Annotated in this window: 25 protein-coding genes and 1 pseudogene; 10 read left to right on the top strand and 16 right to left on the bottom strand. The window is 63.7% G+C overall.

Annotation, left to right across the window (positions count from 1 at the left end):
• Positions 1–9: 9 nt before the first annotated feature.
• From QEH68_RS10485 to QEH68_RS10465, 5 genes are all read right to left on the bottom strand, one after another.
• The gene (locus QEH68_RS10485; RefSeq protein WP_280627913.1) at positions 10–897 is read right to left on the bottom strand and encodes a hypothetical protein; all 888 of its coding nucleotides are present in this window, start codon (positions 895–897) and stop codon (positions 10–12) included.
• The gene (locus QEH68_RS10480; RefSeq protein ID WP_280627912.1) at positions 894–1,673 is read right to left on the bottom strand and encodes a hypothetical protein; all 780 of its coding nucleotides are present in this window, start codon (positions 1,671–1,673) and stop codon (positions 894–896) included. The genes QEH68_RS10485 and QEH68_RS10480 overlap by 4 nt, the downstream gene beginning before the upstream one ends.
• Positions 1,674–2,000: 327 nt before the next feature.
• Positions 2,001–2,222, bottom strand: coding sequence for a hypothetical protein (locus QEH68_RS10475; protein ID WP_089595031.1), 222 nt, complete (start codon positions 2,220–2,222; stop codon positions 2,001–2,003).
• Positions 2,219–3,424, bottom strand: coding sequence for an inorganic phosphate transporter (locus QEH68_RS10470; protein WP_280627911.1), 1,206 nt, complete (start codon positions 3,422–3,424; stop codon positions 2,219–2,221). The genes QEH68_RS10475 and QEH68_RS10470 overlap by 4 nt, the downstream gene beginning before the upstream one ends.
• 181 nt (positions 3,425–3,605) lie before the next feature.
• Positions 3,606–4,124, bottom strand: a complete 519-nt coding sequence (locus QEH68_RS10465) for an HAD domain-containing protein (RefSeq protein ID WP_280627910.1) — start codon at positions 4,122–4,124, stop codon at positions 3,606–3,608.
• Positions 4,125–4,232: 108 nt separating this feature from the next.
• Here QEH68_RS10465 and kynA point away from each other — a divergent pair, with 108 nt between their 5' ends.
• The 3 genes from kynA to QEH68_RS10450 are packed head-to-tail and all read left to right on the top strand — an operon-like array spanning position 4,233 to position 7,282.
• Positions 4,233–5,102: a tryptophan 2,3-dioxygenase gene (kynA, locus tag QEH68_RS10460; protein ID WP_207593486.1), complete on the top strand. Its 870-nt coding sequence runs from the start codon at positions 4,233–4,235 to the stop codon at positions 5,100–5,102.
• Positions 5,103–5,154: 52 nt separating this feature from the next.
• Positions 5,155–6,393, top strand: coding sequence for an aminotransferase class V-fold PLP-dependent enzyme (locus QEH68_RS10455; RefSeq protein ID WP_280627909.1), 1,239 nt, complete (start codon positions 5,155–5,157; stop codon positions 6,391–6,393).
• 7 nt (positions 6,394–6,400) lie between these two features.
• Positions 6,401–7,282: a PaaX family transcriptional regulator C-terminal domain-containing protein gene (locus tag QEH68_RS10450; RefSeq protein WP_280627908.1), complete on the top strand. Its 882-nt coding sequence runs from the start codon at positions 6,401–6,403 to the stop codon at positions 7,280–7,282.
• Positions 7,283–7,333: 51 nt separating this feature from the next.
• Here QEH68_RS10450 and QEH68_RS10445 read toward each other — a convergent pair whose 3' ends face one another.
• From QEH68_RS10445 to QEH68_RS10425, 5 genes are all read right to left on the bottom strand, one after another.
• Complete coding sequence (locus QEH68_RS10445; protein ID WP_280627907.1) at positions 7,334–7,630, bottom strand: Dabb family protein; 297 nt, start codon at positions 7,628–7,630, stop codon at positions 7,334–7,336.
• Positions 7,627–9,300, bottom strand: a complete 1,674-nt coding sequence (locus QEH68_RS10440; RefSeq protein WP_280627906.1) for an FAD-dependent oxidoreductase — start codon at positions 9,298–9,300, stop codon at positions 7,627–7,629. The genes QEH68_RS10445 and QEH68_RS10440 overlap by 4 nt, the downstream gene beginning before the upstream one ends.
• Positions 9,301–9,338: 38 nt before the next feature.
• Positions 9,339–10,124 (bottom strand): SDR family oxidoreductase, encoded by a 786-nt coding sequence (locus tag QEH68_RS10435; RefSeq protein WP_280627905.1) that lies wholly within the window; start codon positions 10,122–10,124, stop codon positions 9,339–9,341.
• 177 nt (positions 10,125–10,301) lie between these two features.
• Complete coding sequence (locus tag QEH68_RS10430) at positions 10,302–11,096, bottom strand: IclR family transcriptional regulator (protein WP_280627904.1); 795 nt, start codon at positions 11,094–11,096, stop codon at positions 10,302–10,304.
• A gap of 1 nt (position 11,097) precedes the next feature.
• Positions 11,098–11,829: a GntR family transcriptional regulator gene (locus tag QEH68_RS10425; RefSeq protein WP_280627903.1), complete on the bottom strand. Its 732-nt coding sequence runs from the start codon at positions 11,827–11,829 to the stop codon at positions 11,098–11,100.
• 203 nt (positions 11,830–12,032) lie between these two features.
• Here QEH68_RS10425 and QEH68_RS10420 point away from each other — a divergent pair, with 203 nt between their 5' ends.
• The 5 genes from QEH68_RS10420 to QEH68_RS10400 all read left to right on the top strand — a co-directional run bounded on the left by QEH68_RS10420 (position 12,033) and on the right by QEH68_RS10400 (position 16,618).
• Complete coding sequence (locus QEH68_RS10420) at positions 12,033–12,926, top strand: BadF/BadG/BcrA/BcrD ATPase family protein (protein WP_280627902.1); 894 nt, start codon at positions 12,033–12,035, stop codon at positions 12,924–12,926.
• Positions 12,927–13,037: 111 nt separating this feature from the next.
• The gene (locus QEH68_RS10415) at positions 13,038–14,153 is read left to right on the top strand and encodes a DUF2092 domain-containing protein (RefSeq protein WP_348537386.1); all 1,116 of its coding nucleotides are present in this window, start codon (positions 13,038–13,040) and stop codon (positions 14,151–14,153) included.
• Positions 14,150–15,121 carry an ABC transporter ATP-binding protein gene (locus QEH68_RS10410; protein WP_207597395.1) on the top strand — a complete coding sequence of 324 codons (972 nt, stop codon included), beginning with the start codon at positions 14,150–14,152 and terminating at the stop codon, positions 15,119–15,121. Before QEH68_RS10415 ends, QEH68_RS10410 begins: the two co-directional genes overlap by 4 nt.
• Positions 15,111–15,977 carry an ABC transporter permease gene (locus QEH68_RS10405; RefSeq protein WP_280627901.1) on the top strand — a complete coding sequence of 289 codons (867 nt, stop codon included), beginning with the start codon at positions 15,111–15,113 and terminating at the stop codon, positions 15,975–15,977. The genes QEH68_RS10410 and QEH68_RS10405 overlap by 11 nt, the downstream gene beginning before the upstream one ends.
• 20 nt (positions 15,978–15,997) lie before the next feature.
• A complete protein-coding gene (locus QEH68_RS10400; protein ID WP_280627900.1) occupies positions 15,998–16,618 on the top strand; it encodes an L-threonylcarbamoyladenylate synthase in 621 nt (206 codons plus the stop codon).
• Positions 16,619–16,643: 25 nt separating this feature from the next.
• On the opposite strand, the gene QEH68_RS10395 is transcribed toward QEH68_RS10400, so the two are convergent.
• Entirely contained in the window at positions 16,644–17,501 is an 858-nt protein-coding gene (locus tag QEH68_RS10395) for a serine hydrolase domain-containing protein (protein WP_280627899.1), read from the bottom strand.
• Here QEH68_RS10395 and QEH68_RS10390 point away from each other — a divergent pair.
• A complete protein-coding gene (locus QEH68_RS10390) occupies positions 17,494–17,700 on the top strand; it encodes a hypothetical protein (RefSeq protein ID WP_280627898.1) in 207 nt (68 codons plus the stop codon). The genes QEH68_RS10395 and QEH68_RS10390 overlap by 8 nt on opposite strands.
• A 108-nt stretch (positions 17,701–17,808) precedes the next feature.
• Here the strand turns inward: QEH68_RS10390 and ligD are convergent, their stop codons facing one another.
• The gene (gene ligD / locus QEH68_RS10385; protein WP_280627897.1) at positions 17,809–18,834 is read right to left on the bottom strand and encodes a non-homologous end-joining DNA ligase; all 1,026 of its coding nucleotides are present in this window, start codon (positions 18,832–18,834) and stop codon (positions 17,809–17,811) included.
• Positions 18,835–18,910: 76 nt separating this feature from the next.
• Here ligD and QEH68_RS10380 point away from each other — a divergent pair, with 76 nt between their 5' ends.
• On the top strand, positions 18,911–19,576 hold the full coding sequence (locus tag QEH68_RS10380) for an alpha/beta family hydrolase (protein ID WP_207597390.1): 666 nt from the start codon (positions 18,911–18,913) through the stop codon (positions 19,574–19,576).
• Between the two features lie 16 nt (positions 19,577–19,592).
• On the opposite strand, the gene QEH68_RS10375 is transcribed toward QEH68_RS10380, so the two are convergent.
• The 4 genes and pseudogenes from QEH68_RS10375 to QEH68_RS10360 form a co-directional block, all read right to left on the bottom strand.
• Positions 19,593–21,698 (bottom strand): elongation factor G-like protein EF-G2, encoded by a 2,106-nt coding sequence (locus QEH68_RS10375; protein WP_280627896.1) that lies wholly within the window; start codon positions 21,696–21,698, stop codon positions 19,593–19,595.
• Positions 21,699–21,850: 152 nt separating this feature from the next.
• Complete coding sequence (locus QEH68_RS10370; RefSeq protein WP_280627895.1) at positions 21,851–22,381, bottom strand: M50 family metallopeptidase; 531 nt, start codon at positions 22,379–22,381, stop codon at positions 21,851–21,853.
• Positions 22,382–22,424: 43 nt separating this feature from the next.
• Positions 22,425–22,589, bottom strand: a pseudogene (locus QEH68_RS10365) (M50 family peptidase); the annotation flags it as partial.
• Positions 22,590–22,620: 31 nt separating this feature from the next.
• Positions 22,621–23,238, bottom strand: coding sequence for a TetR/AcrR family transcriptional regulator C-terminal domain-containing protein (locus tag QEH68_RS10360; protein WP_280627894.1), 618 nt, complete (start codon positions 23,236–23,238; stop codon positions 22,621–22,623).
• Positions 23,239–23,386 lie beyond the last annotated feature (148 nt).

Genomic DNA, 23,386 nt, shown 5'->3' with positions numbered 1-23,386 from the left:
CCAGACTAGTCAGTCCGACGCGGGGTTCCCATACTCCACGCGGACACTGCCGTCGTCCTGCAGCACCACCACCCGGCCCCGCTCGAGGGACCAGCCTTCGTTGAGCAGGAAAATCCGTCCGCCGCTGACCACCAGCAACCGCAGCCCGGTGTACCTATACAGGGGCGCCGTATCCGAGCCCGCAGACTCCTCGCGGACGTTCGGGGCACCGACCGCAAGACGTTCCTTGCTGTAGACCACCGCCGTGGGCAAAAGGCTGGAACGTTCCTGGTAGTCGAGGGCAGCACCGCGCCCCAGTGCCTGCGCGTAATCCGACGTACCCCAAAACAGCAGCAGCGTGACCAGCACGAACACCAGGGACCTCTCGAGGGCCCTTGGGGTGGTCCTCTGCGCAGGATGGCCGCGCTCAACGGCCCGGCGTCGCACACTCAGGCCCCAGGCCCCCACCACCAATCCCCCGGCGATCAGGAAGGGCGCGTACAGCACGATCTGGCCGGGACGTGCGGAAACGGCCAGCCACATCGCCGCGGCATAGGCAAAGCCGAGCAACATCACAAGGGTGGCGGTCAGATGGACGGCTTTTCTGTGCCGCCCGGCTTCAACAAGCCGCGATACTGCGCGGTCCAGCATGAACCACAGCAAACCGATGACCACGAGCCATGCCAACGGCTGGAACAGCGACTGGATACTCCTCAGGACAAAGTCCTGGACTGTGTAACCGAACAGGCTGACATCGAGGCCCATGGCTTTGGCCTGCGCGTCAGTGCGGGCCCAACCGAAATAGACCAGCAGCGCCGTGACGATGGTCAACGGCGGGCCGATGACCGAGAGGACTTCGAGGGTCCGCTGCCAGCGTGTGTTGTTGACTCCTTCTTCGGTATCGGGTGTATCGCTCACGGGGCAGCCGTTGGGGAGGCAGCGCCTGACGGCGGCGCAGTTGGGGGTGGAGTGGCGGAGGGACTGTGGCCGGGCAAACCAGTGCCCGGGCTTGCGGTCTCCGGGGGTGGCACGGAGCCGGTGGCGGTACCGGGGTCGTCGTAGAAGAAGGTCACCGTTCCGGCAATATCCACGGTGTCCGTGATGGAGATCCGGATCGAGTCCCGGCCGGCTGACGAGGGCATCCGGAGATAGACGGGCTGGTAGTCGTCCCTGGCGCCAACAAACTCAGCGTCCACGGGAACGCCGTCGAACAGGACATCGCCCACCCGGACGTAGTAGCCGTCCAAGCGAACAATCGTGCCACCACTGCTGGGCCCGGAGGCGCGTGCCAGCCCCGGGATCGGCCTGAGCTCTTCGTCAACCACGGTCAATCCAACCAACTGCCTCGGGCATGCTTCGCCCTGTCCCGGCTCCACGATGAAGACAGCGTCGGGATTGCTGCGGTGTTGGGCGAGCAGCGACGCCGAAGTGGCGGCGACCCGGAATTCAAGGCACTGGGTTTGCGGTATCCGCGGCGTGGCAGCAACTGCAATGGAAGCCCGCTGCCAATCCTGCTGACTCCCGCTCTGAAGTGCCTTGCACACGGCGGCGCCGGCCAGCCAGACTGCCGCGTCGTCGGCACCCTCCACGCTCTGGACCAAGGCATCGCATTGGAACTGCTGGAGCAAAAGATATCGCTGGCCGGAGGTGGGATCGTTCGGACCAATCGGTCCGATGGGGACCCAGCGAACCACTGGAGCATCCGCCTGTGGCGCCCCGGGGCCTGCCGGACCAACCGGTTGGGTGGCTGTAGGAGCGATCGTGCTTGGTACTGGTTTCCCAGTGGTGGCGGCTGTGGAGGGGGTGGAAACCGGAGGCGATGATCCGCCGCCCTCAGCTGCGGGCGGAAGGCAGGCGGAGAGGCCCAGCATCAAGGCCGGAACCAGAGCCAGTCGGATGAGATGGCTTCGGGATGGGCAATTCATGACAGCCCCGCATCTGCCGGATCACAACCACGCAGTTATGTGCATAACTACACTGCTGATTATTCTCCCGAAAGCCCCCGACTGCCAGAGAGACTGCTACTTTCCGAAGTAGGGAACAATCAGGTAGATCCCGAACAGGACGGCCGCGGCGCACACGCCGAAGCAAACGTAGGCCAGGGACCGGACCAGGACAGGCGACTTCTGCTGGGCGTCACCGGCGATGGCCGTGAGGCGGACCCCCAGGGAGTAAAGGACCACCAAAGTCACGGCCGCCACGAGGGTGACTCCTCCTACCTGCAGCAATTCCAACCATTTCATCGCCGCACATCCTCATTCTGGGTGGTCTTACGGGTCTTCTTCTTCTTGCGGAACCGGACGGCATGGCCGGCTTCTTCAACCTCGACGGCGTTGTGGTGGCCCACATGCGATTTGCGCGAGACAACAAACATGAAGAGCACCGCTGCTGTTCCAACAACTGCCGCGATAATGACGCCCACGACGCCGATGCTCACCAAGAGCGCCGTCAGTGCACCGACAATGGCCGAGGCCGGGAGGGTAAAGAGCCAGCCCAACGCGATCTTGCCTGCGGTACCCCAACGAACCGAGGTGCCCTTACGGCCCAGGCCCGAGCCGATGACCGATCCCGAAGCGACTTGTGTGGTGGACAGGGCGAAGCCGAGGTGGGACGAAGCGAGGATGGCCGAAGCCGTGCTGGTTTCGGCAGAGAAACCCTGGGCGGGCTTGACCTCGGTCAGGCCGGAACCCATGGTGCGGATGATCCGCCAGCCGCCCGCGTAGGTTCCGATGGCGATGGCGAAGGCACAGGCCGCGATTACCCAGAACTGCGGACCGCTGCCCGGAGCCTGGGTTCCACCGGCGATAAGAACCAAGGTGATGATGCCCATGGTCTTCTGGGCGTCGTTGGTGCCGTGCGCCAGAGCCACCAGGCTGGACGTGAAGATCTGTCCGGTGCGGAAGCCGCCGCGTTTCTGCGTGAGCTTGTCGCCGGTTTCGGGATCGTGGCGCGAGGTCAGTGCGTAGGCGAGGCGGGTGCAGATGTAAGCCACCAGGCCGGCGATCAGCGGCGCGAAGATCGCGGGCAGGATCACCTTCTGCAGCACGGTCTCGAAGTTGATGGAATGGAGCCCGATGCCCACCACTGCCGCGCCAATAAGGCCGCCGAACAAGGCATGGGAGGAGCTCGATGGCAGGCCCTTGAGCCACGTGACCATGTTCCAGAGAACTGCGCCCATGAGTCCGGCAAAGATGATGTCCGGAGTGATGTGGATACCATCCGAGCCTTCCCGGATCAGTCCACCGGAAATGGTCTTGGCCACTTCCGTGGAGAGGAACGCGCCGACGAGGTTGAGCACAGCGGCCAAGGCAACGGCCGCCTTGGGCTTGATCGCCCCCGTGGCGATAGGCGTGGCCATCGCATTCGCTGTGTCGTGAAACCCGTTGGTGAAGTCAAAGAAAAGGGCCAACGCTATTACCAGCGCGACCATGAAGGTGATATCCACCTGTTGCCCAATCTGCAGAGTCGTCGACGTTCAGCAGTTTCACTTCCCCGTACCTGCCATCCACAGCATAGTTCAGCAAGTGTTCAACTGACCGGGCTTGCGGAATTCACTCTGGCGGGCTTGAAACCTTAAGAATCTTACGTGGCATCCAGTGAGCGGACAAACGTACACGGCCTTCCCCTCAGCCCAGATACTCCCTTACTGCTGCAAGGTGGCTCGGGGACAGTCCCTTGCGGGGATCGGGTGAGATGCAAAGCACACGGTCCTGTTGGTATTCAGCCCAGGAGCGGGCGTCGGATTCCCGGCTGAGCTGGTCGTCCAGCCACACGATCCGCCGGCTCCCCGTAGCCGCCAGGTCCTTTTGGAGGGCGACAAGTTTCCACCACTCCGGGCCTTGGTCCCAGCCCTGGCTGGACAGTACCGGCCAGTCCTCCCCCTGGAGGCCGATAGCCGGGCAGAGGAACTCGGGTGCAAGGCGCTCCCACGTGGTCAGCCACACGAAACGCGCGGCTGGATGGCGGGCAAGGTCATTAAGTCCCGCCACGAGTTCCGGCGCGAAGGCAACCTCCAGGATCCCCGCGTCGGCGGTGGTCCATTCGCCACCCCAATCAGTGGTTCCCACCGGACTGAAGGGGTTCACCACGCCGTCGACGTCGAGGTAGATCGACACGGGCGCGGCAGTCTTTTCCACACTTTCCATCCGCACTCCCCTTCCCCAATGGTCGTGCTTCAGCCTACGTGACGGTGGGACCCTGCGAACCGGAAATCAATACCTTGACGTGCGTCATGGAAGTGATAATCTCAAACCATGGAAAAGCCCACAGTCCATTCCGCCCACAGCGTCCGGGACATCGAGGACACCGTCCGCACCGATTTCCGTCATGCGATGTCCTACGGCGGATACCTGGACCTCGATCACCTGCTCAGCTCCCAGCACCCCCTGAGCGAGCCGGAACACCATGATGAACTGCTGTTCATCATCCAGCACCAGACCAGCGAGCTCTGGCTCAAGCTGGTCCTTCACGAACTTTTGGAAGCCCGCAGGCTGTTTGACGCGGACAATTTGGGCAAGGCACTGAAGTGCATCGCCCGCGTCAAGGCCATCCAGCGCACCATGACGGAACAATGGTCGGTCCTGGGAACGTTGACGCCGCGTGAATACGCCCAGTTCCGCGGGTTCCTGGGCAGCTCGTCCGGCTTCCAGTCCTATCAGTACCGCGGTGTCGAGTTCCTGCTGGGCAACAAGAACCGCGGGATGCTGCGCGTATTCGAAAGCGAACCCGAGGCCCACGCTTTGCTCAGCAAGCTCTTGGAGGAGCCCACGCTGTATGACGCCTTCCTGGCAGTGCTGTCCCGCGCCGGCTATGACATTCCCGCCGACATCCTTGAGCGGGACACCAGCGAGCCGTGGACCTTCCGGAAGGACCTGGTCCCCATCTTCCAGAAGATCTACGAATCCGATGACACCCCATGGGGCCTTTACGAAGCGTGCGAGGACCTGGTGGACATTGAGGACAACTTCCAGGCATGGCGCTTCCGCCATTTGCGGACGGTTCAACGAACCATCGGTTTCAAAGTCGGCACCGGAGGATCCTCGGGCGTGGACTTCCTGAAGCGCGCCTTGGACCTGACCTTCTTCCCCGAGCTCTACGCCGTACGCACCGAAATCGGTAACTAAGCACCCAGGCAAACATCCAGCATTGCCGCCCAACACTTCCGCAGGAGGAACCATGTCCACAGCACAGCAAACCCAACGGCCAACGTCGGCCGAACTGGATGCCGCTGATCCCCTCGCCGCCCAGCGCGAGGCCTTCTACGCGCCCGACGCCGCCCAACTCACCTCATATCTGGATGGCAACTCACTGGGCCGCCCGCTGAAGGTCACGGCAGGGAACCTCGATTCGTTTGTGCACGAGGCTTGGGGCAGCCGGCTGATCCGGGGTTGGGACGAGCAATGGATGGATGAGCCGACGGTCGTTGGCGACCGCATCGGCGAGGTGACCTTGGGCGCTGCCGCTGGGCAGACCACCGTGGGCGACTCCACCTCCGTGATGCTCTACAAGATGATCCGCGCGGCAGTGGATGCCCAGCCGGGGCGGGATGAGATCATCATTGACCGCGACAACTTCCCCACCGACCGGTTCATCATCGAGGGCATCGCCGCCGAGCGTGGGGCGACTATCAAATGGATCGCTGCGAACCCCGCCAGCGGTGTTCGCCCGGAGGACCTGGACGGACTGCTGGGCGAAAGGACCGCCGTAGTGGTCCTCAGCCATGTTGCGTACCGGTCAGGCTTCCTGGCCGACGCCGAGGGCATCACTGCCAAGGTTCATCAAGCAGGTGCCCTGATGCTTTGGGACCTTTGCCACTCCGTAGGTTCCGTGCCCATGGAGCTGGACAAGTGGGGCGTGGACATCGCAGTCGGCTGCACCTACAAGTACCTCAATGGTGGCCCCGGTTCGCCCGCCTTCGCCTACGTCAACGCTTCCCAGCAGGACCGTTTGCAGCAACCCATCTGGGGTTGGATGGGGGCCGACAACCCGTTTGGCATGACGGACGCCTACCGTCCCGCGCAAGGGATACGCAGGTTCATCACGGGAACACCTCCCGTGCTGGCCATGCAGCCCATGAAAGACATGCTGGAACTGATTGCCTCCGTAGGGATGGACGCGGTCCGGGAAAAGTCCATCAAGCTCACGGAGTACGCAATCGCACTCTCAGAGGAGCTCCTGGTGCCTCTCGGCGCGGAAATCGTGAGCCCCCGGAATGTGGCCGAGCGCGGCTCCCACATCACCGTGGACCACCCGTTGTTCGCAGATGTTACAGCGAGGCTTTGGGAAAAGGGTGTCATCCCCGATTTCCGTCCCCCGCACGGCCTGCGCGTTGGCCTGTCCCCCTTGAGCACAAGCTTTGCCGAAGTTGAACTGGGAGTGGCAGCCATCCGCGACGCACTCTCCCAAGCGCAGTGAGCCGGAAATGAGTGCTGTCCTCGATGACATGGACTCCCGCCCAGGGAGTACAACGTCGTTGCTGCGTACCGTGATCGGCCTGTACCTGCGCGACGCCGGCGGATGGATGTCCGCCAAGGACATCGTGGCACTCATGGAGGCCCTGGGCACGACAGGAACAGTAACCCGGACCGCCTTGGGCCGGTTGCGTAAAAAGGATGTGGTGCTTCAGGAGACGCGCGCAGGGGTCCCCGGTTTCACGCTTACAGACGGGGCCGCCACCATGTTGGCGCGCGGAGACCGCCGGATCTACAACCCACGGAGCATGTCACTGGAGGATCCCTGGTGCCTGATCTCCTTCTCCATTCCTGAGACGGAACGCGAAAAGCGGCACCAGCTGCGGCGTCGGCTCCACTGGATCGGTTGCGGGACCGTGGCAGCGGGTTTGTGGATTTGTCCTGATTCGCTGCGAGGCGAAGTGGAGGAAATCCTGATGGACTTGTCGCTCCGGGACATGGCGACGATCTTCGTCACGGGAACGCCCATGGTTGGCGGCAGCCTTCGCGACGCAGCCTCCAAGTGGTGGGACCTGGAAGCAGTGGCCGCGCTGCACAGGGACTTTATCCGTGAGCACGGTTCGGCCGGCGCGACCATTGATCGCGCTCCTGCGTCTCCCGTGCGGACGGTGGAGCCTTCTGCTGAAGCTTTTTCCACCTACGTGCAGTGCATCGACCGCTGGCGGATCATCCCGTATCTGGACCCCGGGCTGCCTCCTGCATTCCTGCCGGAGGACTGGCCCGGGGCCGAAGGTTCGGCACTGTTCAGCCGGACGGTTGCCGCTTATGCGGAGCCCAGTGCGGAGTTCGTTCGCCGGACCTTGAAGGAAACGGCAGGCGCTGCCATCGCCTGACTGGGCTCCAGTGCTTTCACTGACGTGCACAGCACTGCGCGACTGCACGGCTCAAGGCTGGAGCGCGAAGTCCACGGCAATGATCTGCCCGCTGTTGGGATAGGAGTACTTCTTCAGCGGCTCGTGCAATGGGTGCGTGGTGTAGACGTCGAGGTCCTCGACCGTACTGAAGTCAGCCACAATGGCGTAGTCGAAGGACCGATCCTGGTGGAGGACATCCGGCCCGTGCGTGAGCTCCAGCAGGCCGGGAATATTGCCCTTCATCCTGTCCAGGCCCTCCTGCCAGGCAGCCTTGTCCGCCTCGGGAAAGCCGGCCTTGAACTTGAAGAGCACCACGTGGCGAATCATGCTTCAACTCCTGCTGCTGCGCCCCTATATGCCGAGGGCGTGTACTCCGCCGGCTCGCCTGCAATGGTGCGTCCTGCCAGGTAGCCCATGGTCATGATGGGCCCCAGGGTGGCACCGGCCCCAGGGTAGCCCGCAGCGTAGGCGTTCTCCGTTGTGTTTCCGGCGGCGTACAGGCCGGGGATGGGCTCTCCGTCGACGTCCAGGACCCGCGCCAAGGCGTCCGTGGCAACGCCTCCGTTGCTGCCGAAGGCGCCATTGACCACCTCCATCGCGTAGAACGGACCGGACTGCAGCGGACCGAGGGAAGGGTTGGGCCAAGGGCAGTCGTCGTCACCCCAGTACTTGTCGTAGGCGCTTTCGCCGCGGCCGAAATCCGGGTCTTCGCCTTTGACTGCATAGTGGTTGAAGCGTTCAACGGTGGCCGCGAGGTTATCGGCAGGGACACCGATCTTCGCGGCCAGTTCGGCCAACGTGGGGGCTTCCGTCAGGTAAGCCGGCGTCGGTTGGCCCGCCCGGTGGGCGAGGATACCGTAGCGCTCCAGGTAGCTGTGATCGAACACCACATGGGCAGGGGTGTTCAGGGTCTGGTTGTTGGGTGAATCCCACGATTGGAGGCAGCGGGCGAGGTCGTTGTAGTTCTGGGATTCGTTGGCAAAACGCCGGCCATGACGGTTGACCATGAGCGATCCCGGTCCTTGCCGCTCAAAACGCAGAAGCGTACCAACCGGTTCACCGTCCCGGGTGTCTCCCGTAATGGACATGGGAGCCCACCAGGCTTCCCGGGTTCCCCGGGTGTGGGCCCCCACCCGCTGGGCCATCTTGAGCCCATCGCCGGTATTCGATGGCGGCGAGCACATGACGTACAGGCGTGAGGCCAGCAGCGAGTCAGCCAGCGCCCTGTCCCATTCGAAGCCGCCCGTGGCGAGGACCACGCCGTCGTTGGCATGGAAGGTTTCGCCTGACGTGAGCTGCACGCCCACTACCCTGCCGCCGTCGTTCAGCAGTCGATGCCCGCGGGCGCCAACCACCAGCGCAGCGTCATCCCGCACCAGGCTGGCCAACAGCATGGAGACCAGAGCCTGGCCTTTGGCAACCAGCCCCTGCTCCTGCCGCTGCTTCAGTTGCGCCCACGGGAACTTGGTGAATGCGCCCCAGGTCTCGTACTCCTGCATGGTGAACGGGGCCCGGCCATCGGACCGGACATGGGCGGCGAGGCCGCCGAGCGCTTCACGAATGTTGAACAGCTCGGGTTCAACTGTCCTGCCGCCTTCCACGGAACCGGGCAGGTCCTGCCGATAGTCCGGGAAGTTGTCCAGGAAGATCAACCGGACTCCGCATTCGTCTTCAGTGAAGCGAAGCATCGTGTCGCCGTAGGTCAGGGCCGCTTCCAGAAGTTCTTCGCGGCTCCGTCCCCGGGCAACGGCGCGGACGTACCGGGCTGCCGCTTCCTTGGAGTCGCTCAGCCCGGCTTCGCGGGCATGATGGTTGTCAGCAACCCACAGCATGCCTCCCGAGACGGCGGTTGTTCCACCCAGCAAGTGGGTCTTTTCAAGCACGACGACGGACTTGCCGGCACGCGCGGCCGTGGCGGCTGCAGTCAAAGCGCCGGCACCGGAGCCGACGACGACGACGTCGTAGGCAGTGGAGGGTGTGCCGTTCAGGTATTTCATGGTGGTACCTCTCAAAGGGCGTGATGGATTGGGGGCTGTCAGACGGCCGTGTAGCCGCCGTCGATGACCAACTCGGAGCCGGTGGTGAAACGGGACTCATCGGAGGCCAGATAGAGCACTCCGTAGGCGATCTCGTCCGGTTCACCTTGGCGCGGGAGCGGGTTTCCGCCCACCAGTTGCTGGTAGTAGGCCTCCGCTCCGATGTCCGACTGTTCTGCAGAGTGCCTGCTCATCCGCGTGTTCATGGATCCGGGATGGATGGAGTTCACCCTGACTCCGTAGGTGCCATAGGCCGCTGCGTCAGACTTGCTCAAGAGCCGGACGGCTCCTTTGGTGGCGTGGTACAGGGGAACGTTGCGCCCGCCGGTTAGTCCGTGGATGGAGGAAAAGTTGATGATGCTGCCGGACTGCTTGGCGATCATGGCCGGGACAACGTGTTTGGTCAGGAGCCACACGCCTTTGACATTGACGTCGAAGACGAGGTTGAACTGGTCCACGCTGGCAGTGTGGCTGGCACCTGCCGGGCCGATGATTCCTGCCGCGTTGACCAGGATGTCCGGTGCGCCGAGCTCAGCGGTCAGTTGCTGCACGGCCTGCGCGACACTGGCTTCATTGGTGACATCGACGTCGTATTCAGTGATCCCCGGGTGCCTTGCTGTGGTGGATGTTCCCGCCCGGTCCAGGCTGGCAACACTTGCTCCGTGCTGGGCGAGCAGACGGGCTGTGGCACCGCCAAGGTCTCCCCTGCCTCCTGTCACCACGGCGACCTTGCCGGCCACCCTCCCGCTGACGGACTCCTGCCCAGCCTGCTTTGCTGTTTCCATGACCAACTCCTCCTGCCGCGGCGTTGCGGCTGCTGAAACCCAGGTACAACGCAGGGCAGCACGGAACAGAGCCCCAGGGGCCCTGATGAGGTGGAGATTTGGGCGGTGATGCCCTGCTGGGTTTTACTCTGCCAGCGCGGTTGTGAGTGTAACCACAGGGTTACCGATGAACGGGAATCAGATACTTCCGTTGCTTTGCCGGACAGCGCCCTTGAGCTCGCCCCGCCAGCCGAGCGCCCGTGAAATGCCGCGCGCAGCAGTCATCAGGACCGGAACCCGGGCCGCGACGTTTTCTTCATTTCTGGGGACCACGACGCTCAGGGCGGCGACCACCGCATTCGCACGGCCAAAGACAGGGACTGCGATTCCGCTGGATTCCGGCACGATGATTCCGGGCATGGAAGTAAACCCCTGTTGCCGGATGTTGGCCAGGTGACGTCGCAGGTCAGTGGGCTGGGTCAGGGTTGCATCGGTAAACTTCTCCAGCGTGCGGGCCAGGAACAGGTCCTGGTAAGCAGGGGGCGAATAGGCCAGCAGCACCAGCCCTGACGAGGTTCCATGAACCGGAAGGCGGCCGGCAACTTTGGTGATGTCCACCAGGGAATCCCTGGAGCCGATCCGTTCGATGTACAGGACTTCGTCCGAATCCAGGATTCCCAAAGTAGTGGAGTGCTGGACCACTGACTGCACATCCTCCATGAAGGGCAAGGCCGCTTCGCGGAGGCCCACCATGCGTGAGCTCCTGGACACCAGCTCCCACAGCCGGGTGCCGATCCGCACCTCGCCGTTGGCTCCGCGCTCGAGCAAACCTTCATTCAAGAGTTCGTCCACCAGACGGTAGATGGTTGTCACCGGAAGCCCGGAGCGCCTGGCCAGGGTGGCGACGCTCATGGTGAGGTGGGCGTCGTCGAACGCTCCCACCAGCCGGACCAGACGCCGGATGATTGACTCTCCAGAGGACGAGTTGGCCACCTCAACCTCCCGACTTCACGCGGGATACGAACCGGAACCTGTCGCCGCGAAACGCACTGCGGGTCCATTCCAGCGGGGCACCGTTGGCGTCACGGGCCAGCCGGTGGACCACCAACAATGGCGCGCCCATCTCGATCCCCAGCAGCCTGACATCCTCCGGCCCAGCCAGGGCCGTCTCCACAGTGTCCTCAACGTCGGCGACGCGGAGGCCGTAGACATCGGCCAGTACTGCGTACAGCGAACCGGCTTTGGCCAGATTGGACTTGAAGCGCGGCAGCCTGCCGGGAAGCCAGGCGACCTCGTGCGCCAGAGGCTCCCCTTCAATCAACCGGATGCGCTCGAGCCGGGTCACAGGTTCGCCCTGCGCAAGTCCCAACTGGTCTGCGACGCCGGCATCGGAGCCGACCACATCCAGGGCCAGCAGCCGGGAATCCGGCCGAAGCCCCTGGTTGCGGGCGTCATCGGAGAAGGACGTCAGTTGCCTGACGTGCGTCACCTTGGGTGGGGCCACAAAGGTTCCATGCCCCTGGATGCGTCCCAGTTTTCCTTCGGCCACCAGCTCGCTGATTGCCTGCCTGACAGTAGTACGGGACGTGGCGTACTTCCCGGCCAGTGCACGTTCGGTGGGGATCAGCGTTCCTGGCTGGAGGCCCGCGATGAGCCCCAGAACCTCAGTCTTGAGGAAGTAGTACTTCGGCGTTGCCGGCGCGACGTCTGTGGGCATATTGGACATCCTACTTGTAGACAACGGAATTGGTCTATGCCAATGTGAACTGGGCTCATGAGGACCACGCTGACCTGACAAAGCCAGGAAACGAAGGGACATCAGTTGGAGGATATAAAGAAGTTCCGTGAAAACGGCGGGAAGAGGTCCGGGGCCAGCTCCAATACCACCGTCGCCCCGTTGACCGGGGCAGATGAAACGGCGGCCCGGCGATGATGCCGGCGGTTCTCGGCCTGCACATCGGCGGCTCCAAGACGCATGCCGTTCGCTGGGACGGAACCCACGCGGAGGGAGGGGGCGTCGAAATCACCGAAGCGAGCGCCAATCTTTCCTCAGTGGGCCACCAAGGAGCCGACGCAGTTCTGCGAAGGATTGCCGCGAGTGTGGGCAGTGGAATCGAAGCCGTATGTGCCGGCGCGGCCGGCGCCGACACCCCAGCCAGCCGGGCTGTGCTGTCCGCGCTCCTGACTGAGCACTTTCCGGGCGCCCGCGTTGAGGTGGTCCATGACACGCGCATCGTCCTCGCTGCAGCAGGCCTGGATGCCGGAGTTGTGCTGGTTGCCGGCACCGGTTCGGTAGCCTGGGGCCGGAACGCAGACGGGGCGGAGGCCCGCAGCGGTGGCTATGGCTACTTGCTTGGCGACGAGGGCGGTGGCTACTCCGTGGTGCGGGACGCCGTGCGTGAAGCCCTCCGGGAGTATTATGCAGGCCTGGAACCCGGGACGCTGGTCCGCTCGCTGATGGCCGCAACGGCCAATGTGGACGCCTTGCAGCTCATGGATGCCTTCTACGCCAAGCCGGAGCCGGATCACTGGGCGACTCTCGCCCCGCTGGTCCTGGAACTCGCCGCCGAAGGCGACTCGGCAGCCATGCGGATTCAGGCGGAGGCCGCCCATCATTTGGCAAGTTTGGCCAGGCAGGTACTGGGAGAGCTCGGCCTCGAGCTGCCACTGGTCATGGCCGGCAGCTTACTGGTGAACCACAGCCAGCTCGCTGGCTCGGTTGCCCGGAAGGTCTCCTTGGAAGATCCGTCATCGATCCGGATCCTCTCCCAAGCCCCGGTCCACGGGGCGGTGGAACTGGCACGCCAAATCATAAGGGACTGATGCCCGGACAGGTGATCCGCGCAGGTAACCGGAGTAGTCTGGGTTCATGCCTTTCACGATCGGCGGTTGGTAACAATGGCGCGGTCCAAGCAGCGGTGGCTGCCTGTCGGCGTGATCGCCCTTGTTGTAGCGATGGCTGCCATGTTCGGCTCGGTGCAAGCGGGTGCTACCGTTTCCCTCCCGGCCAAGACCGCTGACGAAATCCTCGCGATGATTGCCCGCACAGAGGTCCGGGCGCTGTCCGGCACCGTAGAACAAACTGCTGCTTTGGGACTGCCGGAAATCCCCGTTGCGGGCCCGGGCATTGCCCCCGGGGCTGCCTCGGCGATGGAGTTGTTGACCGGCTCCCACACAGCAAGGGTTTACCTCGACGGTCCGTCCAAGGCCCGGTTGCAGATCATGGACCGCATGGCGGAGCGTGACGTGGTGATCAACGGGCGGGACGCCTGGTTCTACAACTCGGCCGACAACAGCGCCACGCGGTTAATTGCGCCGCAGCCATCTCCAGCCGAGGTCCCGTCCTTCGCGGGCCCCAGGCCGTCGCTTCCGCCCACCTCCACACCGGAACGGCCTTCACCGGACATGTCCTCACGGGATTTGCCCACGCCCGAGGCAATGGCCAGCCGTTTTCTGGCGGCAATCGACGACACCACCGAGGTGTCCGTTGGCGACTCCTCCTCGGTTGCCGGCCGAAGTGCGTACCGGATCAGCCTGCATCCCCGCAACACTGCGACCTTGGTTGAGTCGGTGGCGATCGATGTTGATGCTGACACCGGCCTGCCCCTGGGTGTCGAAGTGCGGGCCAAGGGCCAGACCGACCCCGCGTATTCACTGGGCTTCACTGAGTTGAACCTGTCCACTCCGGATTCTGCGTTGTTCGAGTTCACCCCGCCACCGGGCGCCACCGTGACGGAGAAGACACTCCCTGCCAAGCCGGTACCCACCATGGCAGCTCCCGGCACACCCACACCGGAGGTCGCGCCTGAGGCTAACCGCCCACGCCCCACCGTCACTGGTGAGGGTTGGGAGTCGGTTGTAGTTTTGCCGGCAGGCTCTGCCCCGGCCGGGCTGACGTCCAACCCCCAGCTGTCCCAGGCACTGCAACCTGTCGCCGGTGGCCGTGCGTTAACTACGTCGCTGGTCAGTGTCTTGATTCTCGACGACGGCCGCGTTTACGCGGGCATGGTGCCACTGGAGCGGCTCCAGTCAGCCGCTGCCGCCCAGTGAGCGGATCCTTACCCTCCGACTTCGCCATAGAAACGCGTGGCCTGGTCAAACTCTTCGGTCACCGACCCGCCGTTGATGGAATAGACCTCGCGGTCCCCCGGGGTTCTGTCTTCGGCTTCCTTGGGCCCAACGGTTCAGGCAAAACCACCACCATCCGGGTGCTGCTGGGCTTGGCATCGGCAAGCAGTGGGGACATCCGGGTGCTCGGCCAGGAGATGCCCCAGTCGCTGGCGTCCGTCCTGCCGGACGTCGGGGCCTTGGTGGAGGGGCCGGGCTTCTATCCGTTTCTCTCCGGTACGGGCAACCTGATGCGCCTGGACACCGCCGACCGCCATGCTGCCTCGTCCACCAGGCGGCAACGTGTCCACGACGCTTTGGAGCGGGTGGGGCTTGGCCACGCCGCAGGCAAGAAGGTCCGGGCATATTCGCTGGGTATGAAACAGCGCCTTGGCCTGGCCAACGCCATGCTGAGGCCACGAAAACTGCTGGTCCTCGACGAACCAACCAATGGACTGGATCCGCAGGGCACGCGTGAGGTGCGTGGCCTGGTTCGGGCCCTGGCCGCAGGCGGGACCACCGTGTTCGTTTCCAGCCACTTGCTGGCTGAGGTGGAACAGATGTGCACCCACGTGGCCGTGATGAGTGCCGGCCGTCTGGTTGCTCAAGGTCCCCTGGAAGAGCTGCGTTCCGCCGGCCAGGCCCACGTTGTGGTCCACACCCCCGACGTCGAACGTGCCGCCGGCGTCCTGGCTCGCCTGGGACTGGTTCCCGGCCAGGCTCCTGGTACCGGCAGCCCCTGGGGAACCACAGCGTTGTTGGGCACTGGGCTCAATGGACTGGAACCCGAAACGATCGTGACCGCACTGGTTGCCGAGGGTGTCCGGGTCCGCGGTTTCGCCGTGGAAAACGCGAGCCTCGAAGATCGCTTTGTGTCACTGACCGGAGAGGGGTTCGACGTTGTCGGCTGAACCTGCGGCGCCCGCTACCTCGGCCGCCGGCCGGCCCGGAGCCGGATGGGCACTGCTGGGTTCTGAGCTGTCCGTGCTGTTCCGCCGGCTCCGCACGTGGGCCATGCTGATCGCCTTGGCTGCAGTTCCCGTGCTGATTGCCGTGGCGGTGAAGTTGTCGTCCCGGCCCACGACGCCCGGGCGGGGACCGCTTTTCCTGGACCGCATCACCCAGAACGGACTCTTCGTGGCTGTGACTGCCTTGGTGGTGTGCGTTCCACTGTTCCTGCCACTGACCGTTGGCGTGGTGGCCGGAGACACCATTGCAGGAGAAGCCAACACTGGAACTTTGCGGTACCTTCTACTGGCTCCCGCAGGACGGATCCGGCTGTTGTTGGTGAAGTATGCCGGGGCCGTTGCCTTCTGTTTCGCCGCAACGGCGACTGTCGCGGCCTCCGGCGCCCTGGCCGGCGTCGTACTTTTTCCCGTGGGGCCTGTGACCCTGCTGTCCGGTGACACCATCAGCGTCGGCGAGTCGGCCATGAGATCGCTGTTGATCGCTGCCTACATCACTGTGTCGCTGCTGGGATTGTCGGCGATCGGCCTGCTCATTTCGACGTTCACGGACGTACCGGTGGGGGCCATGGCGGCCACGATCGTCCTGTCGGTGGTCTCGCAAGTTCTGGACAACCTCCCCCAACTTGAATGGCTGCACCCTTGGCTCTTCAGCCATCATTGGCTGGGTTTCGCGGATCTTCTGCGGCAGCCCATCTCCTGGACATCGTTCGGCGACAACGCGCTTCTCCAGGCCGGGTACATGGCAGTGTGCGGCGCGCTGGCCTACGCCAAATTCTCAAACAAGGACGTCTTGTCTTAGCTTTGTCGTAGGCTCTTCCCATGGCCAGATTCTTTGACGTGCACCCGGAAGATCCACAACCACGCGCCATCGGCCAAGTGGTGAGCATGCTCCAAGGCGGCGGCTTGATCGCCTACCCCACCGACTCCTGCTACGCTCTGGGGGCCCAGATCGGGAACAGGGAAGCGCTGGACCGGATCAGGACCATCCGGCAGTTGGACGACAAACACCACTTCACCCTGGTGTGCAAGGACTTTGCCCAGATGGGCCAGTTCGTGATGCTGGACAACGACATCTTCAGGAGCATCAAGGCCGTCACTCCCGGCAGCTACACCTTCATCCTCCCGGCCACGCGTGAAGTCCCCAAGCGGCTGCTCCACCCCAAGAAGAAGACCGTGGGGGTGCGCATTCCCGATCACAGGGTAGTCCAGGCGCTGTTGGCCGAACTCGGCGAGCCTTTGCTGTCCAGCACCCTGCTGCTGCCGGATGAAGAAGAACCTTTGACCCAGGGATGGGAAATCAAGGAGCTCCTGGACAACCAGGTGGATGGCGTCATCGACGCCGGCGATACTGGCTCAGAGCCCACTACCGTGATCGACTTCTCCAGCGGAGTGGCCGAGGTTGTGCGTAGCGGAATGGGCGATACTTCGCGCTTCGAATAGCCGCGCGGATGCCTGGAAGGCACGTTCAGCGGAACCGGAAACGGCAGCCTGAGTTCAAGGCCACTTGCGCAACACCCGTCATCTCCAGGGAAAGTGCGGACGGTTGCGTCATAAGGGGCTGCGGAGGATAGGCCACAAAAATGGCCAACTGTCGGTTGCCGTCGGCACTGCTGAGGGCAACGCTTCCGTAGCCTGGAACATCTCCGGCATGGCCGTAGTAGGAGCCGTTCGTACAGCGGTCGTCCCAATGGTCCAGGCCAAGGCCGTACTCGGCGAACACTGTGCCCTTCATGGCGATGAGGCTTGCCGGCGCCAACAACCGCCCCCTGAGCAAGGCGTCCTGGAAGGCGCTGATGTCCCCGATGCTGGACACCAGGCCACCTGGTGCAACCCCTGGTGGCGCTGAGGGAAACGTCACGTCCACGGTTTCCCCGCCCTCCTGGATGTAACCGTGGACAAGGTCATCCGGCACGGTGGAGCCCGGAGCCAACAGCTGGGTTGCCCCGAGGTCCAGGGGCGTCAGGATGTCGGCCCGCAGGACGGCCTCCAACGGGGAACCACGGAGTTGCTCCACCACCCGTCCCAGCAAGGCATCGGCCTGGGCAGGCGATACGTCCGGGAGAGCTGCGGTGATTCCCAGGAGTTGGCGAATGGTGAGGGGGCTACCCGCAGCAACGGAACCCGGCAGGTACGTGGTGACGGCGTCGTCCAGCGTCAGCAGTCCCTCATCGGCGAGCTTGAAGATGGACACTGCCAGCATGGTCCGGAGTTGCCCGCCCACAGGGAAACTGTCGCTGGGCTGCACGGCAGTGCGCGCTTCCCGGCTCCTTACTCCCGCTGCGCTGGTCCACTCCTGCCGGCCAACTTTTGCCTTGATGAGCACCGCTGAGGCTCCTTCCTCCAGTTTCTCCCGGGAGAAGAGCTCCAAGGTGGCCCGGAGCTCCTGGAAGGCCGGCGAAACTAAGGTGGTCTCCGTGGGCAGCCCGCTTGGTGTTGGGGTGACCGCCGGCACCAAAGGAGGGGCCGTCGTCGTTGGTGCCACCGTTGCCGTCACCGGAGGCAGTGCCGGCGTAGTGGCCTGAGTCGGCAAGGGGTCCGGCGTGCGGGTGCACCCACAAAGAAGCAACCCGCACGCAAGTGCGAGGCTCGTTACCCCCTGAGCTGGGCGTCGCGGCAAGCAGACTCCCGGTTTACTCCTCGGGCTTGCGGGCCCGGCTGGGTTGCACGCGCATGGGTTCACCCGGCATCTTGGGGAATTCAGGCGGGAAGGGCATCTCGCCCTGGCCGTTCTTGACGTCCCGCTCCCACCATTCGAGCAGCACATCGATATCGCCGGGGTGATCGTGCATGGATGCCCACGGGTCGCCTGTCTTCGCCAGACGGTCCGGGACTGTGGTGATGGTGTACTTCGCGGGATCCGAGCCTTCCAGCTCATCCCACGTCAGCGGGCAGGACACCTGTGCCGTGGGTACGGCGCGGGGGCTGTAAGCCCCGGCGATGGTTCGGTCCCGGTTTGCCTGGTTGAAGTCCACGAAGATCCTGGTCCCGCGTTCCTCCTTCCACCAGGCTGTAGTGACCTTGTCCGGCTGCCGTCGCTCCAACTCGCGTCCTGCGGCAATCACAGCATGGCGTACGTCGAGGAACTCATGCTTGGGGTGGATGGGCGCGTAGACATGGAGTCCCCTGTTGCCCGATGTCTTGATGAACGCCGTCAACCCGGCTTCCTCCAGTACTGACCGGAGCTCCTGCGCAGCGGGGATGGCGTCGTCGAAATCGGTGCCCGGTTGGGGATCGAGGTCGATCCTCAGTTGATCGGGGTTATCGGGATCGCCGGCACGCGAGGCCCATGGGTGAAACACCACGGTGTTCATCTGTGCTGCCCACACAGCAGCCGCAGGCTCGTCGATGACCAGCTGCGGATGGGACCGGGCACTGGGATAAGTCACCGGGACGGAACGGACGTACTCCGGCGCGCCCTTGGGCGGATTTTTCGAGAAGAACATCTCGCCCTCAATATCGCCTGAATACCGTTGAAGGCTGACGGGCCGGCCTCCGTTGGCGGCCACAAACGCGTCTCCGACGTCGATGAGATAGTTGGCGAGGTCCAGTTTTGTCAGTCCCGCCTCGGGCCACATCACCCGGCTTGGACTGGAAATGCGGACCTCCCGGGGGCCGTCGGGACCGGGAACAGTGACAGTGGTTGCTTCGCTCGCCATGGGCACAAGCTACCCCGTAAAGGGCTTGCGCGTCAGCACCCACGGCGTTTTCGGTGCTATGGGCAATGATGGTTACATGCCCAACACTGAAACACCTGTCACCGTCACGGTTGGTGAATCCAACATTTCCGCCCTCCATATCAGGCCGGAGAGCCCGTTTGCCACGTTGGTGGTGGCGCACGGCGCCGGAGCTGGAATGGAACATCCGTTCCTGCAGGGTTTCGCCGAGGCGATGGCGGGCGAAGGAGTGGCTACCTTCCGCTTCAATTTTCCCTATCGCGAGGCAGGCCGGCGATTCCCCGACCGCCCTCCCCTGGCCATCGCCACGTGGCGCGCCGTCATGGACAAGGCCGCTGAATTAAGCGATGGTGAGCCCCTCTGGGCGGCGGGCAAGTCCTTCGGCGGTCGGATGGCGTCCATGGCAGTGGCCGACGGCATGCCTGCCAGCGGATTGGTGTACCTCGGCTACCCCCTGCATGCGCCCGGCAAGCCGGAGAAACTGCGCGACGAACACCTCTACGGAGTTACGACGCCCATGCTCTTCCTCCAAGGCACGCGGGATACGTTCGCAACACCGGAACTGTTGGAGGCCGTGGTGGGCAAGATAGGCCCGACAGCGACGCTCCAGTGGAGCGAAGGCGGTGACCATTCGTTCGCGGTCAAGGGTGTCAAACGCGGGGCGGCCGAGACCGGGGCGTCGCTGGCGCCCGTGGTGGCTGCGTTCCTGCGGGCCAACTCCTAAGCCTGTCCCCTGGGCACTACTTTGGCAGGGGCTCGTGACGGAGGTAGGACCGGCGGAAACGACCGGTTCCGGCGGTGAGGGCACGCAGTTCAATGGCGTAGCGCACAAGTTCCTGGTCCGGCACTTCGGCAGTGATGTCCGTTCCCTCGGCGTCGGTCGCGGTAGTGCCGGTAACCCGGCCGCGCCGGCCCGAAAGATCACTCATCACGGCACCTACGTACTCGTCAGGGACACTGATAACCACCGATGAGACAGGTTCCAACAACTGGATTTTGGTGGCTGCCGCAGCTTCACGAAGGGCCAGCGCCCCGGCTGCCTGGAAGGCCGCATCCGATGAGTCCACGCTATGGGTTTTTCCGCCCACCAACGTCACTTTGATGTCCACCACCGGGAATCCTGCGGATACGCCCTTGAGCATTTGGGAACGGACGCCCTTTTCCACGCTGGTAACGAACGTTGCAGGGATCGCCCCGCCCACGATCCTGTCAGTGAAGGCGAAACCTTCACCTCTGGCGAGGGGCTCTACCTCGATGTCACAGATGGCAAACTGCCCATGGCCCCCGGATTGCTTGACGTGCCGTCCGTGTCCCACAGCTTTGCCGGCGAAAGTCTCCCTGAGCGGAGTAATAACGTCCACGGTCTGCAGTTTGACGCCCTGGCCGCGCAACCTGTCCAGGACTACCTCGGCGTGGGCTTCTCCCATGCACCAGAGGATGAGCTGGTGGGTGTCCTGGTTGCGTTCCAATCGAAGCGTCGGGTCTGCGGCCGCGACCTTCCCGATGCTTTTTGCCAGCGCGTCTTCATCACTCCGTGAAGCACCTTCGATGGCGATGGGCATCAGTGGCTCGGGCATGTTCCACGTTTCGATCAGCAGCGGCGCTTCCCTGTCGGACACGGTATCGCCGGTCTCGGCACTGGCGAGCTTGCTGATGGCGCAAATGTCCCCGGCAATACACTGTGGAACGGCCTTCAAGCTGGAGCCCACCGGCGAATAAAGGTGGGTGACGCGTTCATCGGCGTCGTGGTCCTCATGGCCCCTGTCCGCCAGTCCCCTGCCGCCCACATGGATGGCGGAATCCTCCCGCAACGTCCCGGAAAAGACACGGACCAGGCACACGCGGCCAAGGAATGGATCCACGGTGGTCCGCACCACTTCTGCGGCCAGACGCCCCGCAGGATCACATTCCAACGGTTTCATGGGCGAACCGTCCAGTTTCATCACCGCGGGGGTGGTGCGTTCCACTGGCGATGGCAAGGCATCGGTCAACAAGGCCATGAGCTCGGGAAGGCCCACCCCGGTTTCCGCCGACGTCGGAATGACCGGAAAGAAGCTCCCCCTGGCCACAGCGGTTTCCAGGTCCTTGATGAGGTCTGCCAGTGGTAATTCCTCGCCACCGAGGTACCGGTCCATGAGTGTTTCGTCTTCGCTCTCGGCAATGATCCCTTCGATCAAGTTGCCCCGCGCCTCCTCACCATCCGGCATCGATGACGGATCCCCATCAGCCGGCCCATTGAGGATGCTGACCAGGCCGGTATTGCCCACCGCCGGAACGTACAAGGGGAGCACCGACTCACCAAAAGCTTCCTGGCATCGCACGACGGCGGCACTGAAGTCGCCGCGCGGATGGTCCAGTTTGCTGAGCACCACCGCCCGGGGCATGCGGACTTTCTCGCACTCGCCCCACAGCGCAATGGTGGCAGCGTCAATGCCGTCGGCAGACGAGACAACAAAAAGGGCCGCGTCGGCGGCCCTTAGACCAGCGCGCAATTCGCCGGTGAAGTCGGTGTAGCCCGGGGTGTCGATCAGGTTGACCTTGATATCACCCACCAGAATTGGCGCGACAGACATGGTCACCGAGCGTTGCTGATGGACTGCGGAAGGATCGGAATCGCTGACAGTGGTGCCTTCGCTGATGGATCCCATCCTGGTGATGGCTCCGGTGGCAGCGAGCAGCGCTTCCACCAGCATCGACTTGCCGGCTCCAGAATGCCCCACGAGTGCAACATTCCGGATTCGGGAGGGGTCCCTTGGTGCCAAGGCCGGGCCGTTGTCACTCCGTCGGGCTTCAGTCATGCCGGGCCCGGCTCCCCTTGGCGTTTCGCGCGTGCCCTTCGCGGACATGGGCACCTCCTGGTGTTGGATCCCGGCACGGAGTCCGAACACATCCTGTTCGAACGTTAAACAGGATTGGACACCCTGAGGTGACCACAGGGCAAGGGCTGGCAGCCAGCAAAACCGGCCAACCGCCGTCGGGTCCTTGGTCGCGGTAAGAACTACGAACTACAGGGCGAGCATCCCCACAGCAACCAGGCAGATGCTGCTGCGCATCCGAGGATCACCACAGTAAACCCCGTCAACCACACGAAGGCCGGCAGGCCTGTGGTGCGGCCCAGGATGAAGGCGTCGGAGGCCCCAATCCGGTCCCGGCGGCTGGTGTGCACACTGGCCAGTTTGAAGAGGTCGCGGACACCGCCTACTGACAGGGCGACGCCAAGGGCAAGGACCACATAGTTCATTGTTGCCGGCGCAGCGAACAGGATCAGCAACTGGGCTACCGCAGCGCTCACGACGGCCACGAGAATCCCGGTGAGGTTCCTCAGGAAAATGAGCGACACCAGCAGGATCAAGGCCCCGACGGACATCGCCGCGCCGGAACGGCCTGCCGCAAACGCGGCGATCAGCCCGAGGCCAACCACTGCTGGTGCGGGGTATCCCCAAAACCCGGACCAGGCCGCACCAAAAGCACTCCGGCCACTGCTGACAAGGCGTCCCGAATGGTCGAGCCCGACGGAGCCCGTGCACAAAACGTCCTGTCATCAGTGCCGCATAGGCGTGGCCGAGCTCGTGGACGAACGTGACGTACAGCCCGAACCAGCGCCAGGTCACACGCGGAATGCTGAGGACAACGGCACACGCAAGGATGCCCAGCAAGGCCGGTAGTGGCACCGCAGTGGTGTGCGTTTCGGTGAAACCGCGGACCACCGCGTCCCACCACGTTTGAAAGAGGGTCATGGCGCCTTCCGGATGCCCTCCACCGACGGCCTCACAGCCGTGTCGACCGAAGGCGGGAATGCAGCCCGGCGATGAGGATCTCAAGGCCAAAGTCGAAAGCTGCCTCGCCACGCTCCACAGCAGGTCCAGCCTGTGCCAGGGCATTGGTCAGGGCCGGGTACCCGTGCGCAGGTGGAGCCCAGACGACGTCCGGCGCTGCCAGGTCCAAGGCGAAACCCAGGGCGAAGCTGTCAATGGTGGAAATCGCTGACATCACGTCCCGGCCCCGGAACCCGGCGGCTCCAAGGGCAACCGCAAGGTTCTCGTAGAGGGCCATCACTTTATCGTCTTGAACTGTTTGGAGCACCAGCAGGGGTGCGAGTTTCGGATGACGGGCGAAGGCATCGCGATAACTCCGGACAATGGCGCGAAGGGACGCCTCCCAGTCCTGCTCGTCCTCCAGGACATAAGGACTCTCGCCGATGATCCTGCCACGCATCAGCTCAAGAATTTCCTCCCGTCCGCTCACATGGTTGTAGATGGAGGACTGGCTGACGCCGATCCGCTTGGCCAGTTTGGGCAGGCTGAAGTCCCCGGCTTCGTCCACCAACTCCAGGGCTGCGGTGACGAGGGCATCGATGGATATCAGTGGGACCAGCGGGCGTGCCATACGGGTGTCTCCATTCAAGGTTGTTGTTACGACTCTAGCCAGAACTTTGCACCGAGGTGTTGTGCTCTGGATCACCAGGCCCTACGCTAAACGAAAGCCTTTCGCTTAATGACTTTCACTCCTTGAACATTCCTTCCCCCCAATACCC

Origin of the sequence: Paenarthrobacter sp. OM7 (genome assembly GCF_029873575.1) — a bacterium.
Classification (GTDB): Bacteria; Actinomycetota; Actinomycetes; order Actinomycetales; family Micrococcaceae; genus Arthrobacter.
This window is presented reverse-complemented; position numbering and strand designations above follow the sequence as displayed.